This window comes from Dyella sedimenti, from assembly GCF_022760995.1.
GTDB classification, from domain to species: Bacteria; Pseudomonadota; Gammaproteobacteria; order Xanthomonadales; family Rhodanobacteraceae; genus Dyella; species Dyella sedimenti.
In genome coordinates, this window is record NZ_JAKWJO010000001.1 from 153,030 (window position 1) to 169,593 (window position 16,564).

General features: G+C 68.4%; 14 protein-coding genes. 11 read left to right on the top strand and 3 right to left on the bottom strand.

The features are described from left to right. Window positions 1-165 precede the first annotated feature (165 nt). Window positions 166-840, bottom strand: coding sequence for a hypothetical protein (locus MJ605_RS00755; RefSeq protein ID WP_243038948.1), 675 nt, complete (start codon window positions 838-840; stop codon window positions 166-168). Between the two features lie 82 nt (window positions 841-922). Further along, complete coding sequence (locus tag MJ605_RS00760; RefSeq protein ID WP_243038949.1) at window positions 923-3,424, bottom strand: penicillin-binding protein 1A; 2,502 nt, start codon at window positions 3,422-3,424, stop codon at window positions 923-925. 249 nt (window positions 3,425-3,673) lie between these two features. Between MJ605_RS00760 and MJ605_RS00765 the strand changes: the two genes are divergently transcribed. The 11 genes from MJ605_RS00765 to MJ605_RS00815 all read left to right on the top strand — a co-directional run bounded on the left by MJ605_RS00765 (window position 3,674) and on the right by MJ605_RS00815 (window position 16,048). Beyond that, window positions 3,674-4,732 (top strand): pilus assembly protein PilM, encoded by a 1,059-nt coding sequence (locus tag MJ605_RS00765; protein WP_243038950.1) that lies wholly within the window; start codon window positions 3,674-3,676, stop codon window positions 4,730-4,732. Further along, window positions 4,732-5,481, top strand: a complete 750-nt coding sequence (locus MJ605_RS00770; protein ID WP_243038951.1) for a PilN domain-containing protein — start codon at window positions 4,732-4,734, stop codon at window positions 5,479-5,481. The genes MJ605_RS00765 and MJ605_RS00770 overlap by 1 nt, the downstream gene beginning before the upstream one ends. Then, a complete protein-coding gene (locus tag MJ605_RS00775) occupies window positions 5,478-6,176 on the top strand; it encodes a type IV pilus inner membrane component PilO (RefSeq protein WP_243038952.1) in 699 nt (232 codons plus the stop codon). The genes MJ605_RS00770 and MJ605_RS00775 overlap by 4 nt, the downstream gene beginning before the upstream one ends. After that, window positions 6,173-6,709: a pilus assembly protein PilP gene (locus MJ605_RS00780; RefSeq protein WP_243038953.1), complete on the top strand. Its 537-nt coding sequence runs from the start codon at window positions 6,173-6,175 to the stop codon at window positions 6,707-6,709. The genes MJ605_RS00775 and MJ605_RS00780 overlap by 4 nt, the downstream gene beginning before the upstream one ends. 18 nt (window positions 6,710-6,727) lie before the next feature. Next, window positions 6,728-8,893 (top strand): type IV pilus secretin PilQ, encoded by a 2,166-nt coding sequence (locus MJ605_RS00785; RefSeq protein WP_425600948.1) that lies wholly within the window; start codon window positions 6,728-6,730, stop codon window positions 8,891-8,893. 141 nt (window positions 8,894-9,034) lie between these two features. Continuing rightward, on the top strand, window positions 9,035-10,030 hold the full coding sequence (locus MJ605_RS00790; RefSeq protein WP_243038954.1) for an AAA family ATPase: 996 nt from the start codon (window positions 9,035-9,037) through the stop codon (window positions 10,028-10,030). After that, window positions 10,027-10,959, top strand: coding sequence for a DUF58 domain-containing protein (locus MJ605_RS00795; RefSeq protein WP_243038955.1), 933 nt, complete (start codon window positions 10,027-10,029; stop codon window positions 10,957-10,959). Before MJ605_RS00790 ends, MJ605_RS00795 begins: the two co-directional genes overlap by 4 nt. Beyond that, entirely contained in the window at window positions 10,956-11,489 is a 534-nt protein-coding gene (locus MJ605_RS00800) for a DUF4381 family protein (protein WP_243038956.1), read from the top strand. The genes MJ605_RS00795 and MJ605_RS00800 overlap by 4 nt, the downstream gene beginning before the upstream one ends. Further along, window positions 11,482-12,462, top strand: a complete 981-nt coding sequence (locus tag MJ605_RS00805; RefSeq protein WP_243038957.1) for a VWA domain-containing protein — start codon at window positions 11,482-11,484, stop codon at window positions 12,460-12,462. The genes MJ605_RS00800 and MJ605_RS00805 overlap by 8 nt, the downstream gene beginning before the upstream one ends. Next, window positions 12,459-14,360: a VWA domain-containing protein gene (locus MJ605_RS00810; RefSeq protein ID WP_243038958.1), complete on the top strand. Its 1,902-nt coding sequence runs from the start codon at window positions 12,459-12,461 to the stop codon at window positions 14,358-14,360. Before MJ605_RS00805 ends, MJ605_RS00810 begins: the two co-directional genes overlap by 4 nt. After that, entirely contained in the window at window positions 14,357-16,048 is a 1,692-nt protein-coding gene (locus tag MJ605_RS00815) for a BatD family protein (RefSeq protein WP_243038959.1), read from the top strand. Before MJ605_RS00810 ends, MJ605_RS00815 begins: the two co-directional genes overlap by 4 nt. Here the strand turns inward: MJ605_RS00815 and MJ605_RS00820 are convergent. After that, entirely contained in the window at window positions 16,032-16,556 is a 525-nt protein-coding gene (locus MJ605_RS00820; protein ID WP_243038960.1) for an O-acetyl-ADP-ribose deacetylase, read from the bottom strand. The genes MJ605_RS00815 and MJ605_RS00820 overlap by 17 nt on opposite strands. Window positions 16,557-16,564: the final 8 nt, after the last annotated feature.

A 16,564-nucleotide genomic window follows, 5' to 3' on the forward strand; every position in this document is an offset into this window, starting at 1 on the left:
CGCCCCGGCTTGCCGGGGCGTTTCTTTTTGGGGATGGGTAGTGGGGGCGCCCAGACCGACCATCTGGGGGACCACGAAGCCACGCCATGAAAAGCACATTTGTCGCGGCAACGATGCTCCCTCTGGACGCCGGTCTGGGCGCCCCGCTATCCATCCCCATCCCGCTTACCTGAACGCCGCCGACATCATCCGCTCGAACTCATCGTCATTTTCAGCCGAGGCCAGCAGCTCCTCCACGGCCGCCAGCGAGGCGCGCCGCATCGGCTTCTCGTCGACCCGGTCCAGCGGCGGCTGGCGCAGCGCGTCGTGCGGCAACACGGTGATGTCGAAGGGCAGGCCGTCGGCGGCGAACAGCAGCACGGGGTATTCGGCCTGCTCGTCGCGCTTGGTGCGCAGCCGCCGGGTCTGCTGGGTCAGCGGCACGCCGCGCTCCTCGAGGAACAGCACGACGGCTTCCGGCGTGTCGCTGAACACATGCAGGCATACGGCGGAATGGGCGTCGGCCGTGCCTTCGAGCACCGCGCCGACCAGGCGCGGCTCGAAGCGCTCGAGGAAGCGCATCGCCTCGGCCGCGGCCTCGCGGCGCTCCTGCAGCAGTTGCGGATGGGTGTCGGCGTGGAAGATGCGCTGATGTTCGCGCAGCGCCTGCTCGATCTCGTTGTTGCGCGGCAGGGCCTGCGCATCGAGGATGCCAAGCCGCTCGGCGGCCTTGACCTTGGCGTGGTGGAAGTCACGGATGCCGTGTTCGCTCATCAGCCGCGCCGCCTCCTGGGCGACGCGCAGACGATTGCGCTGAAGACGGTCCTGCGCGTGGATGCGATGGTGTTGGCCGCGTGCCATGCCTGTTTCCTCCGGCAATCTGGCGTTCGCCATGGGCGAACGCGGGCGGCAGCCAAGGGGCGGAGCCTGCGGCTGCCGACGATTAGAAGATGTCGTAGGCGTGCTGCTGGTCCTTGTCCTCCTGCTGCTGGTTGGCCTGATTGCGTAGCCGGTCCACGTCCTCGACCTTGAAGATCTCGGGCATGCTGTTCGGATCGCCCGCATCGGCCGGCAGGCCGCTGGAGCGGTCGATCTGTACCGTAGTGATACCGGGCGGCATCGGCAAGAGCGAGGATGGCTGGCCCTTCAGCGCGGCGCCCATGTAGGACATCCAGATCGGCAGGGCCGCCTTGGCGCCGAATTCACCCTTGCCCAGCGAGCTGAAGTCGTCGAAACCCACCCATACCGTGGTGACCAGGGCGCCGTTGAAGCCGGCGAACCAGGCGTCGCGGTGGTCGTTGGTGGAGCCGGTCTTGCCGGCCAGGTCGTCACGCCCCAGCGCCGCGACCGCCGCGCCGGTGCCGCGCTTGACCACGTCCTGCATCAGCGAGGTGATCAGGTAGTCGTTGCGTACGTCGATGACCTGGGGAGCGAGCACGGGCGGGTGGGAACCCTCGCCGTGCGCGTCGGCTGGCAGCACGGCGTCGCCGACCCCGGCGACGCTGCCCGGCACGGCCGGTGCGCCCGACGCGGTGGCCGCGGCCACCGCGTTGACCGGCGTGGCGGCGCCGTTGGCGGGCGGCGGGCCCGGCGGACGGGTGTCCAGCAGGCGCTCGGCGCAGGTGCGGCAGGCCCTGGCGGGATTGGCCTGGTAGACCGGCTTGCCGTCGCGGTCGTCGATCTCGCTGATGAAGTACGGCGTGACCAGGTAGCCGCCATTGGCGAACACCGCATAGCCGCGCGCCATGCCCATCGGTGATACGGAGGCCGTGCCCAGCGCCATCGACAGGTTGCTGGGCAGCGAATCCAGGCTGAAGCCGAAGCGGGTCACGTAGTCGCGGGCGTAGCGCACGCCGATCGCATCGAGCAGGCGCACCGAGACCAGGTTCTTGGACTGCACCAGCGCCTCGCGCAGCCGGATCGGGCCGTCGAACTTGTCATCGTCGTTGGAGGGCGTCCACAGGCCGCCCGGACGCGAGGGGTCGGGCAGGGCGAGCGGCGCGTCGTTGACGATGGAGGCCGGGGTGAAGCCGCGCTCGAACGCCGCCGAATAGATGAACGGCTTGAAGCTCGAGCCCGGCTGGCGAGCCGCCATCACGGCGCGGTTGAACTTGCTGCGCAGGAAGTTGAAGCCGCCGACCAGGGCCTGCAGCGAACCGTCCTCCGGGCTGATCGAGGCCAGGGCGGCCTGGGCTGCCGGGATCTGGGTCAGCTGCCAGCTGCCCTTCTCGTCCCGCGCCAGGCGCACGATGTCGCCTCTCTTGAGCAGGGCGGACACGCTCTTGGGATGGATCCAGGCCATCGCGTCCAGGCCCAGCTTCACCGGCTCGCGGCTGGCCAGGTAGATGCCGGCCTCGCCGGCCGATACCTCGGTCACGATGCCCGGCTGCATGCCGGAAATGTCCGTATAGCCGGCCAGGGCGCGGTCCAGGTCCTCGGTGCTGGCCTCGGCGGCCAGTTCCTGGTGGGCCTCGGGGCCGCGCCAGCCATGGCGGTGGTCGTACTCGACCAGGCCCGCCCGCACCGCGTCCACGGCGGCTTGCTGGCGATCGCTCAGGATGGTGGTCTTGACCACGTAGCCCTCGGTGAGGGCGTCATTGCCCAGGCGGTCGAGCACCTGCAGGCGCACCATCTCGGCCAGGTAGGGAGCATCCACCTCGATCGGCGGCTCATGCGGCGAGGCGTTGTTCGGTTCGGCGATGGCCTGCTCGTACTCGGCCTTGCTGATGTAGTGGTTCTCCAGCATCTGCCCCAGCACCCAGTTGCGGCGGGCCAGCATGCGCTTGGGACTGTTCAGCGGGTTGACCACCGAGGGCAGTTGGAAGGTGGAGGCCAGGGTGGCGCATTCGGCCACGCTCAGTTGATCCAGGCTCTTGCCGTAGTAGTACGAGGCCGCCGCCGCCACGCCGTAGGAGCGGTGGCCGAGGAACATCTTGTTGAGATAGAGCTCCAGGATCTGGTCCTTGGTCAGCTCGCTCTCCATGCGCAGGGCGATGAAGATCTCGGTCAGCTTGCGCGAATAGAGCTTTTCCGGGCTCAGGAAGAAGTTGCGCGCCACCTGCTGGGTAATGGTGGAGCCACCCGGTCCCTTGTCGCCGCCGGAGATGATCACGTGCCAGCCGGCGCGGGCGATGCCATGCCAGTCCACGCCCGGATGCTGGTAGAAGCCGGCATCCTCGGCGGCCAGCACAGCATGCTTGAGGCGCTCGGGCACGTCGCCGATGGCGACGGGGATGCGCCGCGTCTCGCCGAAGCTCGCGATCAGCTTGCCGTCGGCGGTGAGCACCCGCAGCGGCACCTGCATGTGGTAGTCCTTGAGGACGGCGACCGAGGGGAGGCGAGGGGAAATCAGCCAATAAGCCACGCCGATCGCCGCGACACCCAGCAGCAAACCCGTGAAAGCCAGGATCAGGACCCAGCGCAGCAACCGCTTCAGAATTTGCATGATGTGGATGTTTGCGAGACGTAAGTCAAAACAACACAGAGTATAGATGTTGCAGTATCCCCGGCATGAACCGAGGGCGTCACAGCAAGAAGCAGGCCATTGGCCGGATGACTCAAGTGTGGATGCCGTCACGCGAATGAGTCGAGAAAACGCTCGTAGGCCATTGCCAATACGTTAATTTTTGGATTTAATGCCGAAGCGCATCCCGCCTAAAACAGGCGTGGGCGCCTAGGGGCAAGGGGGAACATCGTGGGGCTCTTTACACCCAAGAAGCCGCCGCTCGTTGGTGTCGACATCAGTTCGACAGCCGTCAAGCTGCTGCAGCTCAGCCAGGCCGGCGGTCGCTATCGCGTGGAGCACTACGCGGTCGAGCCACTGCCCCCCAATGCCGTGGTCGAAAAGAACATCGTCGAGGTCGAGGCGGTGGGCGAGGCCATTCGCCGCGCATTGGCGCGCTCGGGCTCCAAGCTCAAGCACGCGGCGGCGGCGGTGGCCGGTTCGGCGGTGATCACGCGCATCATCCCGATGCCCAGCGAATTGTCCGAGGACGACCTGGAAGGCCAGATCCAGGTCGAGGCCAACCAGTACATTCCCTATCCGATCGAGGAAGTCAGCCTCGATTTCGAGGTGCTGGGTCCGGTGCGCGACAACCCGGAAATGAACAGCGTGCTGCTCGCCGCCTCGCGTACCGAGAACGTGGACATGCGCGTGGCCGCGCTCGACCTCGGCGGGCTCACCGCCAAGGTGATCGACGTGGAGGCCTTCGCGATGGAGAACGCCTTCGCGATGGTGGCCGACCAGCTGAACGTGGGGCGTGACGCGCTGGTGGCGGTGGTCGACATCGGCGCCACCATGACCACACTGTCGGTACTGCGCAACCAGCGCACGATCTATTCGCGCGAACAGGTGTTCGGCGGCAAGCAGCTCACCGACGAGATCATGCGCCGCTACGGGCTTTCCTACGAGGAAGCCGGCCGGGCCAAGCGCAAGGGCGGCCTGCCCGATTCCTACGAGAGCGAGGCGCTGGAACCGTTCAAGGAGTCGCTGATCCAGCAGATCAGCCGCCTGCTGCAGTTCTTCTTCGCCGGCAGCGAATACAGCAAGGTCGACCAGGTGGTGCTGGCGGGCGGCTGCGCGTCCATCGAGGGCCTCGGCCCCATGCTCGAGCAACAGCTGGGCGTGCCGTGCGTGGTGGCCAACCCGCTGGCGCGCATGTCGTTGTCGCCCCGCGTGCAGGCCCAGTCGCTGGCCCAGGACGCCCCCGCTCTGATGATTGCCGTCGGCCTTGCCCTCAGGAGCTTCGACTGATGGCACACATCAACCTACTTCCGTGGCGCGCCGAGCGCCGCAAGCAGCGCGAGCGCGAGTTCTTCATGCAACTGGGCGCGGCCTTCGTGGCGGCGCTGCTGGTGCTGTTCGTGTGGGCGTTCTGGATGGGCCAGCGCATCGACAACCAGAACGATCGCAACGCCTACCTGCAGGGCGAGATCAAGCAGCTCGACGAGCGGCTGGCCAAGATCAAGGACCTGGACAAGGTGCGCGACCGCCTGCTGGCCCGCAAGCAGATCATCGAGCAGTTGCAGGCCAACCGCTCGCAGATGGTCCACCTGTTCGACGAGCTGGTGAAGACCATCCCGGCCAGTGCGCGCCTGGGCAGCCTCAAGCAGGTGGGCGATTCCATGACCCTGGAAGGCGTGGCCCAGTCCAACGCCAGCGTGGCCGAGTACATGCGCAATATCGAGTCCTCGCCCTGGATGGGACATGCCGACCTGCGCAAGACCGAGAACACCCACGGCGATACCCGCATGCCGTATACGTTCGGCCTGGACGTGGCGCTGAGCCGCCCGAAATCCGATGAGAGCGGCGATGGCTCGGACAGCGACCGTACGCCGGTCATGCCCGCTTCCAAGCCGGTCCCGGCCGCCACGCCGGCCGCGGCGGGCTCGGCGGCGCATCCGGCCGCCGCCGAGCAGCCGGCCAAACCCGCGTCCACGGCCACTGCCACGACCGAGGTCAAGCCCGCCGGCACGGCAGGCAACGGGGGGGCCAAGCCATGAAGTTCCTCAACGACCTGCAGAACCTCGACCGCAACAACATCGGTGGCTGGCCCCAGTCGATCAAGATCTTCTTCACCGCGCTGGTGTTCGTGCTGGTGATGTTCCTGGGCTGGTATCTCTATGTGAGCGACCAGCAGGACCAGCTCCAGACGGCGGCCGGCAAGGAAGAGCAGCTCAAGAAGGAGTTTTCCGAGAAGCAGGCCAAATCGGTCAACCTCGAAGCGCTGCAGCAGCAGCTCGACGAGATGCAGGACATGCTGCGCCAGCTGCTGCGCCAGCTGCCCAGCAAGACCGAGATGCCCGAGCTGCTGGTGGACATCTCGCAGACGGCGCTGTCGGCGGGCCTGGAGACCGAGCTGTTCCAGCCGGGGCCGGAATCGCCGAAGGATTTCTACGCCGAGAAGCCGATTCAGCTGCGCATGGTAGGCACCTACCACCAGTTCGGCACCTTCATCAGCGGCGTGGCCTCGCTGCCGCGGGTGGTGATCCTGACCATGCACGATGTCTCGCTGACGCCGAAGGCCAAGGATCCGAAGTCCGGCGCCGCCACCGGCGGCCAGCTGGTGCTGCAAGGCACGGTCAAGACGTACCGCTACCTGGAAGAAGACGAGAGCGCCGAGGCCAAGGCGGCCAATGCCAAGTCGGCGAGCGGCAAGGCACCGGCCAAGCCGGCCAAGACGGGAGGCCGCAAATGAGCAAGCTGGCTGCCATCAAGCCTGCCGTCATGGCGAAAGCTGCACTGGTGTTCTGCGCCCTCCTCACCCTGGCGGGGTGCAGCGGGCAGGGCGACCTGCACCAGTGGGTCGCGCAGGAAAAGCAGAAGAAGGGCGCGCCGATCCCGCCGCTGCCTGTCATCAAGACCTTCGAGACCTTCCAGTACAACGACCAGGACAAGCGCGACCCGTTCAGTCCGAGCACGGCCGAGCTGCAGAGCGATGCCGGCAACGGTCCGCGGCCGGACCAGAACCGTGCCAAGGAGCCGCTGGAGATGTTCGCGCTGGACAGCCTGAAGATGGTCGGTACGGTCGGTTCCGGACAAAGCATGGAAGTACTGGTGAAGGATCCGGGCGGCGTCATCCATCGCGTCCATCGCAATGAATACATGGGCCAGAACTACGGTCGGGTCACCGCGATCAGCGAGGACCATATCGACCTGGAAGAACTGGTTTCCAACGGAAATGGTGGCTGGATGGAACGTCCCGCCAGCATCGCGCTCAGCGAGAAATAAGAAACAGGGGCTGATGCAATGACCAACCAAACCAAAACTGTTCGGGGCCGCGTGATGCGCCAGGCTAGCCGTTACATAGTGGTGGGCCTGTTGGCGCTGGGCGCCGCCTGGTCGAACGCGGCACTCGCTGCCACCAGCACCCTGAAGGACATCAGCTACGACACGCTGCCGGGCGGCCGAATCGAGCTGCGCCTGAACTTCGCGCAGGGACCGGTGCCCGAGCCGAAGATCTTCACCACCGGCAATCCGCCGCGCATCGCGGTGGACTTCGCCGATACCGACAATGCCGCGCCCCGGCACATCGACATCGGCAAGGGCTCGACCACGGGCGTTTCCGCGGTGTCGGCGGGCGGCCGCACCCGCGTGGTGGTGGAACTGCTGCGCGACTCCACCTATCGCTCGCACGTGGAAGGCAACAGCCTGGTGCTGACCGTGAACAATGGCACCGATGCCCAGACCACCACCACGGCTGCCACCATCGACCCGTCCAAGGCGCTGCCATCGCAGGCCAACGGCCCGGCGGTATCCAACATCGACTTCCGCCGCGGACCCAATGGCGAAGGCCGCGTGCTGATCGACTTCAGCGGTACGGGCGCCAGTGCGGACATGAAGCACCAGGGCGACAAGGTGATGGTCGATATCGACCACGCCAACCTGCCGGCCAATCTTGCCCAGCGCCTGGACGTGCTCGACTTCGCCACGCCGGTGCAGTCCATCGCCACCAAGGCAGGCGTACGCGGCGGTGCGCACATGGAGATCGCGATCAAGGGCGACGTCGACACTTCGGCCTACCAGAGCGGCAACCAGTACGTGATCGAGATCGCGCCGAAGAAGAAGGATCCCAAGGCCGTCGATCCCAAGCTGGCCAAGGGCCAGGAGCCGGTCTATACCGGTAACCGCGTGACCTTCAACTTCCAGGACATTCCGGTCCGCTCGGCCCTACAGCTGCTGGCCGATATCTCGGGCCTGAACCTGGTGGCCTCCGACACGGTAGGTGGCAGCGTGACCCTGCGCCTGATCAACGTGCCGTGGGACCAGGCGCTGGACGTGGTGCTGCGCGCCAAGAGCCTGGACAAGCGCCGCAATGGCAACGTGATCTGGATCGCGCCGCAGGAAGAACTGGCCAAGTACGAGCAGAGCATTGCCGACGCTCGCATGAAGGCCGAGGACAATGCCGAGCTGGTTACCGACTACGTGCCGATCAGCTATGGCAAGGCCAAGGACATCGCCAAGCTGCTGACCCAGGGCAGCATGCAGAGTACGGGAGGCGGTGGTACCAATGCCAATGCGTCCCGTGGCTTCCTTTCGGCTCGCGGCAGCGTATCGTTCGACGATCGCACTAATACCCTGCTGATCAACGACAACCCGCAGAAGATCCGCGAGTTGCGTGACCTGATCGCCGTATTGGATCGCCCGGTGCAGCAGGTGCTGATCGAGTCGCGCATCGTGATCGCTACCGACAACTTCACCCGCGACCTGGGCGCCAAGTTCGGCCTGCAGGGCAAGAAGGTGAACCCGAGCGGCCAGACCCTCTCCACGGGCGGCACGGCTGGAGTGGATGGCACGACCAGCGGCCTCAACGTCAACATGCCGGTGACGTCGCCGGCCGGCAGCTTCGCCCTGGGCATCCTCGGCAAGAACTACGCCCTGGACCTGGAACTCTCGGCGGCGCAGACCGAAGGCCGTGGCGAGGTGATCTCCAGCCCCCGTGTGATTACCGCCAACCAGCAGGAGGCGGTGATCCGCCAGGGCCAGGAAATCGGCTATGTGACCTACCAGAACAGCGCCACCGGCGCGGCCGGTAGCGGTACCGCCACCGTGCAGTTCAAGGACGCGGTGCTGGAGCTGAAGGTGACCCCGACCATCACCGCCGACAACCGCGTGTTCCTGATGATCAACGTGAAGAAGGACGCGCTGAACCAGTTCATCACCGTGCCGGGCAGCGGCCAGGTGCCGGAGATCGACACCCGCGAGATCAATACCTCCGTGCTGGTGGACAACGGCCAGACGGTGGTGCTGGGCGGCATCTACGAGATCACCAAGCAGAACACGGCTAACAAGGTACCTGGGTTGGGCGATATCCCCGGCCTGGGCATACTGTTCCGCAGCACCTCGCGTGAGAGCGACAAGGCCGAGCTGCTGATCTTCGTGACGCCGCGCATCCTCAGCGAAAGCCTGCAATAAGCATCCCCGAGGCGTGCGGTGAAAAAGGGCGGCCCAGGCCGCCCTTTTTCGTGCCCAGCGCGGGATGGCCGGAAGTCATGGGAGTTAAACTTCCGGGACGCGGTAAGGTCTGTGTTAGCGCGATTCACGTTGGAACGACCGATGGATATGCCCGATACCCCGCCTGTAACCCATTTGCAGCAAGCCTTCCTGCAGGTCCGCGATGAACTGCGGCGCAGCGTGATTGGCCAGCCGCACTTGATCGACTGCCTGCTGGTGGCCTTGTTGGCGGATGGGCACCTGCTGGTGGAGGGCGCCCCGGGCCTGGCCAAGACCACGGTGGTCAAGGCGCTGGCCGGTTGCATCGAGGCGGATTTCCATCGCGTCCAATTCACCCCGGACCTGTTGCCTGCCGATCTCACCGGCACGGATATATTCCGGCCGCAGACGGGAGGTTTCGAGTTCGAGCGTGGTCCGCTGTTTCACAACATCGTGCTGGCGGACGAAATCAACCGCGCTCCGGCCAAGGTGCAATCGGCGCTGCTGGAGGCCATGGCCGAACGGCAGATCACCGTGGGCCGCAATACCTGGCCTCTGCCCGAGCTGTTCATGGTGATGGCTACCCAGAATCCGATCGAACAGGAGGGCACGTTTGCCCTGCCGGAGGCACAGCTCGACCGCTTCGTGATGCACGTGACCATCGGCTACCCCGACGCGGCGTCGGAGCTGGCGATCCTCCGGCTGGCGCGCGAACAGGCGCGGCGCAGCCTGCACCCGGCGCCGGTGCAGCGGCATCGCCTGAGCCAGGCGGACGTGTTCAATGCCCGCGATGCCGTGCTGGGCGTGCACGTGGCTCCCGCGCTGGAGGAATACCTGGCGCAACTGGTGCTGGCCACCCGCAATGCCGAGGCCTACGGGCCCGAGCTGAAGCGCTGGATCGCCTGGGGCGCCAGCCCGCGCGGCACCATCGCGCTCGATCGCTGCGCGCGGGCGCATGCGTGGCTATCGGGGAGAGACTACGCCTTGCCCGAAGACGTGCACGCGGTCGCCCATGAAGTGCTGCGGCATCGAGTGCTGCTGAGCTATGAGGCGGAGGCCGAAGGGGTGCGTCCCGACCAGGTCATCCGCCGTGTGCTGGATCTCGTGCCGTTGCCGTGAGCGCTGTACCGAACCCTCCGGTCGATGGCGATGGACTGACGCGGGTCCGTCTCGCCGAACTCGTGGCGCTGCGCAGCCGCGTCGCCAAGGCCGCCTTGCCGCGCCTGGAAAGCCGCGCCGCGCGGGCCGGACAGCAGTCCAGCCGCCTGCATGGGCGGGGCATGGACTACGCGGAATCGCGCGTCTACCAGCCGGGCGATGACGTGCGCCGGCTGGATTGGCGACTCACCGCGCGCAGCGGCCGCCTGCATACCAAGCTGTTCCAGGAAGAGCGCGAAGGGCGCCTGCTGATCCTGCTGGATACCCATGAGAGCATGCATTTCGGCACGCGCGCGCGCTTCAAGTCGGTACAGGCGGCGCGTGCGGCGGCGCTGGCGGCCTGGTACGCGGTGCGGGCCGGGGAACGGGTCGGGCTGATGGAATTCGGCCATGGCCACCAGCTGTTGCGGCCGCAGGCGGGCGTGCGCGGCGCGCTGGCCGTCTGCGGTGCACTTGCCGAATGGGATGGGCGGACCTTGCCCGTACAGGGCGAGGCCTTGTCGGAAGCATTGCAGCGGGCTGCCCGCCTGATGCGTGGGGCCAACCGGGTGCTGCTGGTCAGCGATGGATTGAGCTGCGACGAGGCGGCGCACGGCCGTTTGCGCGACATGTCGCGCAAGGCGTGCGTGCGCGTGCTGGTGGTCGCCGACGCTCTGGAATTGGGCTTGCCGCCGCCGGGACGCTATCCGCTGGAGCATCACGGCGAGCGGTGCGAAGTCGTCCTGCTGGGAGAACGCCAGCGTCGGGAATTCCAGCAGCGCTTGGGTGCCGGGCAAGCTCGCCTCGGCGCCCTGGCTAGGTCGCTGGGATTGCCACATGCCATCATCGATACGGCGAGCGATCCGCTGGATGCGGTGCTGTCGTTGCTGGCTCCCGGAATGCGCCGATGATGTTCGCCTCGAGCCAGGCCCAGGGGCCGACGTTGCGCGACATCCATTTGCCGCCCGCGCCATCATGGTGGCCTCCGGCGCCTGGCTGGTGGATCCTGGCCACGCTGATCGTGCTGCTGGCGTTGCTTGCCGTAGGCTGGTGGCGGCATCGGAGACGGCGGCGAGCGGCCGAGCAGGCGGTGATGGCGGAAATGGATGCGATCGTGTCGCGCTGGAGCGGTCAGCCGGCGCAACTGGCCGCTGCCCTGCACCAGCTGCTGCGCCGGGTCGCCTTGCGCTTCGATGCCGGTGCCGCGCAGCGCCAGGGCGATGCCTGGCGCCATACGCTGGCGATGGTCACGGCGGATCCGGCCGTGATCGATCGCCTGATGGCGCTGGAGTCGTCGCTGTATCGGCCTGGCGTCTCCTTCGACGTGGCTGCCACGGTGGAGGCGGTGCGCCAGTGGCTGCGGCTCGCCTGGCGCCGTGGGAATGCCGGGCGCACGGCTGTATACGGTGTCACGGTTGCGCCGGAGCCCGGCCATGCCTGAGCTTGCCTGGCCCTGGGTCTTCCTGGCGTTGCCGCTGCCCTGGCTGTGTTGGCGCTGGCTGCGGCCGCCACCGCCCGGGCTGGCGTTGCACCTGCCCCATCCCAGCGTGCAGCTCGCCGCGGTCGAGCGCCGTGGTGGCCTGGGCTGGCGTTTCTGGCTGTTGTCGCTGGCCTGGCTGTGCCTGCTGGCTGCGGCCGCGCGGCTGCAATGGGTGGGGTCGCCGCAGGCGCAGCAGCGCAGCGGGCGCGCGCTGATGCTGGCGGTCGATCTTTCCGGCAGCATGCGCACCGACGACATGCAACTGGGCGGCCAGCCGGTGAGCCGTTTCGGCGCGGTGGAGGCGATCGCGGGCGATTTCATTTCGCGCCGGAGTGGCGATGAAATGGGCTTGATCCTGTTCGGTAGCCGCGCTTTCCTGGTCACCCCGCTCACCTATGACCTCGACGCCGTGCGCGCGCAGCTGCAGGGCGCGGCCGTGGGGCTGGCCGGGACCGAGACCGCCATCGGCGACGCCATCGCGGTCGCGGTGAAGCGGCTGGCGGCCTTGCCGGCGCAGGCGCGCGTCCTGGTGTTGCTGACCGATGGCGTGAACAACGCCGGCAGCATCGCGCCGCTCGATGCCGCCCATGCGGCCAAGGTAGCCGGCGTGCGCATCTACACCATCGGCATCGGCGCCAACGAAATGCGTGTCCCCGACCTGTTCGGCACGCATACGGTCAACCCCTCGGCGGACCTGGACGAAGGCATGCTGCGCTCGATCGCCACGCAGACGGGCGGCCACTATTTCCGCGCCATCGACGCCAGTCAGCTGGCCGATGCCTATCGCGCCATCGACCGGCTGGAACCGATGCCCCAGCAGGGGCCCTCGCTGCGGCCACGCCATGAACTGTTCCGCTGGCCGCTTGCGCTGGGCGTGCTGGCCTGGCTCATCGCGCTGGTGCCGCCAGCGCGACGCAGGGAGCTGCCGGCATGAGCGTGCTCCTGCAGCAGTTCCATTTCCTGCGCCCTGGATGGCTGCTCGCGCTGCTGGCCCTACCTGTGCTGTGGCTGCTGGCGACGCGCCGCAGTCCGGCACAGGCGCAGCTGGCGCGGCTGGTCGACGCCGCGCTGTTGCCCCATGTGGTGCAGGGGCGCGAGCGTCGCCGCTTCCTGTTCGCCTGGGTGCTTGCGGCAGGCTGGGCGCTTGCCACGCTCGCCATGGCGGGACCGACCTGGAGCCGCGTGGCGCAGCCCATGTACGCCCAGCGCGCTGCCCAGGTGGTGGCGCTGTCGCTCTCGCGGCACATGCTGGCGCGCGACGTGGCGCCGGTGCGCATGGACCGCGCGCGCTACAAGGCGCGCGACCTGCTCGCCGCCAACCATGACGGACTCAACGGCCTGATCGCCTATGCCGGCGACGCCTTCGTGGTGGCGCCGCTCACCAGCGATGCTTCCAGCCTGAACGATCTGCTCGATGCGCTGGCCCCGGACACCATGCCGGTCGATGGCGACAACGCGGCGCAAGCCATCGAACGCGGGGTGGCGCTGATCCACGATGCCAAGGCGGGCGGCGGCTCGCTGGTGTTGGTGACCGACGGCGCGGACGACGAGGCCATGGCGGCGGCCCGCAAGGCGCGTGCCGCCGGCGTGCGGGTGTCGGTGCTCGGCGTGGGCACGACCCAGGGCGGGCCGGTGCCGTTGTCCGACGAAGGCTTCCAGCGCGACGCCCAGGGCGGCCTTGCCATGGCGCGCCGCGATGACGCGGCGCTGCGTTCGCTCGCCGAGGACGGCGGGGGACGCTACGTGGCGATGACGGACGACCGGCGCGACGTCGACGCCTTGCGCGGCGAGCTGCAGGCGGACGGTGCGGCGATGCTGGCATCCGGGCTGCACGGCGATGAATGGCAGGACCGTGGTCCCTGGCTGCTGCTGCCCCTGCTGCCGCTGGCCGCGCTGAGCTTCCGCCGCGGCTGGCTGCTGCTGGCCGCGCTGGCCTTGCTGCCGGCCCTGCCCGGCACGGCGCGCGCCGATGGCTGGAGCAGCCTGTGGCGGCGTCCGGACCAGCAGGCGGCCGATGCCCTGCAGCGGGGGCAGGCCCGGCAGGCGCAACAGCTGGCGCGGGACCCTTCGCTGCGCGGCGCGGCCGCCTACCGGGCCGGCGACTATGCCACGGCGACCCAGGCGTGGCATGGCCTGCCCGGCTCGGATGCGCAATACAACCTGGGCAATGCGCTGGCCCGGCAGGGGAATTACCAGGGCGCCATCGAAGCCTACGACCGCGCGCTCAAGGCCGATCCCGCCAACGCGGACGCGAAGGCCAACCGCCAGGCGGTGGAGGACTGGCTGCGCCGCCAGCCAACGCCGCCGCCCCAGCGGCAGGGGGCGCAGGACGACAAGGACAAGCCGGGCCAGGGCAAGCCGACCACGCCCCCCGACGATGCCCAGGGTCAGTCGGCCAAGCATGATGCGTCGGAGCAGGGCGATGGCCAGGGCAAGCCCTCGCCCGACGCGCAAGGCGACGCCAAGGGAACAGACAGCGACAAGGATGCCCGGCAACCGAAGCCGGCACAGGACGACAAGGCTGGCGACAAGTCCGCCGCTCCGGCGCAGACGCCCGAGCAGCAGGCACGGCAGCGCGAGCGCGAGGACCAGGCCCGGCAGGCCCTGCAACGGCAGATGGACCAGGCCCTGGGTCGGTCGCAGCCGCATCCGCCTTCCAGCCACGAGCTGGGCGCCATGTCGCCAGACGACGCGCAGTCGAAATTGCCCGCCGATGTGCGGCAGGCCCTGCAGCGCGTACCGGATGATCCCGGTGCGCTGCTGCGCCGCAAGTTCGATCTCGAGTACAGGCAGCGCCATGGCACGCCGCCACCGGAGGACGATTCGCCGTGAAGTCCCGCCCACTGCTCATCCTGCTATGGCTAGGAGCCTGCCTGTGGCCGGCGCTGTCGCTGGCCGCCGACGTGCAGGCCACGCTCGACCGCACCCGCGTGGAACTGGGCGAGACGGTTACCCTGAACCTGCGCGCGAACGGCGGCGGCATGGTGCAGACGCCGGACCTGAGTGCGTTGTCGCAGGACTTCGCCGTGCTGGGCTCGTCCAGCAACACCAGCCTCAGCATCGTCAACGGCCGGCGCTCGGCGCAGGTGACGGTGGGCGTGGCGTTGCGCCCGCTGCATGTGGGGACCTTGCCCATCCCGCCGTTGTCCTTTGCCGGCGGCACCACCGCGCCGCTGCAACTGGAGGTCGTGGCGCCCGATCCGCAGGCCGCGGCGACCGCCGGCAAGGACGTCTTCCTCGAATCCGCCGTCGATCCCGTGGCGGGCTACGTCGGCCAGCAGCGTGTCTATACGCTGCGGCTGTACTTCGCTACCGACCTCAGCGATGGCGCGCTGGAGGATCCGCAACTGGCCGGTGTGGACGTACGTCGCCTGGGCGACGAGATCAACTACCAGGCCGAGCGCGGCGGCCGACGCTACAACGTGATCGAGCGGCGCTATGCGCTTACCCCGCAGCGCGCCGGCCACCTGCAGATCCCGCCGGTGGGCTTCCAGGGCGACATGGTCGACATGACCAACCCCGATGCATTCTTCGGCCGTGCCAGGCCCGTGTCCGCCTCCGCGCCGGCGGTGGCCATCGACGCGCGCCCGGCGCCGGCCCAGGTGGCGAACGGCGCCTGGCTGCCGGCGCGCGAGCTGACGCTGAGCCTGGATGGCGGGCCGGCCCAGGGACAACTGCGCGTGGGCCAGCCGCTCAACCTGGTGATGAACCTGCAAGCCACCGGCCTGCCGTACGAAGCCTTGCCGGCGCTCAGCCTGCCGGCGCTGGATGGCGCCGCGGTGTATCCGGACAAGCCCGTCAACGGCACGCGCGTGGACGGCGCCTGGCTGGTGGGGCGCCGGCAGCAGGGCTTTGCCGTGGTGCCGAACCGGCCTGGCACCCTCACCATTCCCGAAACCACGCTGCGCTGGTGGAACGTGGTGACCGACCGCGCCGAGGTGGCGCGCATCCCCGCGCAGACCTTCACCGTCTTGCCGGCGGCCGATACGGGAGCGACGCCCAGCACATCCGCGGCGCAGCCGGCATCCATCCCCTCCGCACCCGTATCGTCGGCCACCGTGGCGTCTGGCGCATGGCCGGGTTGGCGCTGGCTGGCGCTGGGTAGCGTCGGCCTGTGGCTGGTCACGGTACTGGCCTGGTGGTGGCGTCGCCGTGCCGGCTCGGCCGTTGTCGCGAAGCAGGTGTCATCCCGGCCTACCGCGGCCCACCTGCGGATCGCCTTCCTGGACACGGCGCGTACTGAAGATGCGGCGCGCCAATCGTCCGCCCTGCTGGCATGGGCGCGGGCGGAACGTCCGGCGCTGCGCAACCTGGGCGAGCTGGCCGGGGCGTTGGCCTCGGCGGACCAGCGCCATGCGATCGAGGCGCTGCAGCGCGCGCACTACGCGGGCCAGCCAGCGCCCCGCCTGGGCGATCGGCTCGCGGCGGCGTTCCGCGAGGGTTTCGCCTGGCGGGTGGACCCTGGCGAGGGCCAGCCGTCGCCGCTGCCGCCGCTGTATCCCTTCAGGCTGCATCGTTGAGCGCGTGCCGCCAGATCGCGGCCATCGCCTCGTCAAAGCAGCACAGCAGCACGTGTGGCGGCGGACCCATCGCCAGGGCATCGCGCAGGCTGCGCAGCGCGACCGGCGCCGCCTGTTCCGGCGGATAGCCGTACACGCCGCAGCTGATGGCGGGAAAAGCGATGGCATCCACGCCATGCTCGAAGGCCAGCGACATGCTCCGCCGGTAGCAACGGGCCAGCAGCTCCGGTTCGCCGGAATGGCCGTCACGCCATACCGGGCCGACGGTATGGATGACGTAGCGGGCGGGAAGCCGGAAGCCGGGTGTGATGCGCGCCTCGCCAGTGGGGCAACGGACGCCGGGACTTACCTGCGGCAATTCGCGGCAGGCTTGCAGCAGCGCCGGTCCGGCGGCCCGATGGATGGCGCCATCCACACCGCCGCCGCCCAGCAGGCTGCCGTTGGCGGCATTGACGATGGCATCCACGTTCAGCCGGGTGATGTCGGCGGTGATGATCTCGATGGGCATGGAATGTA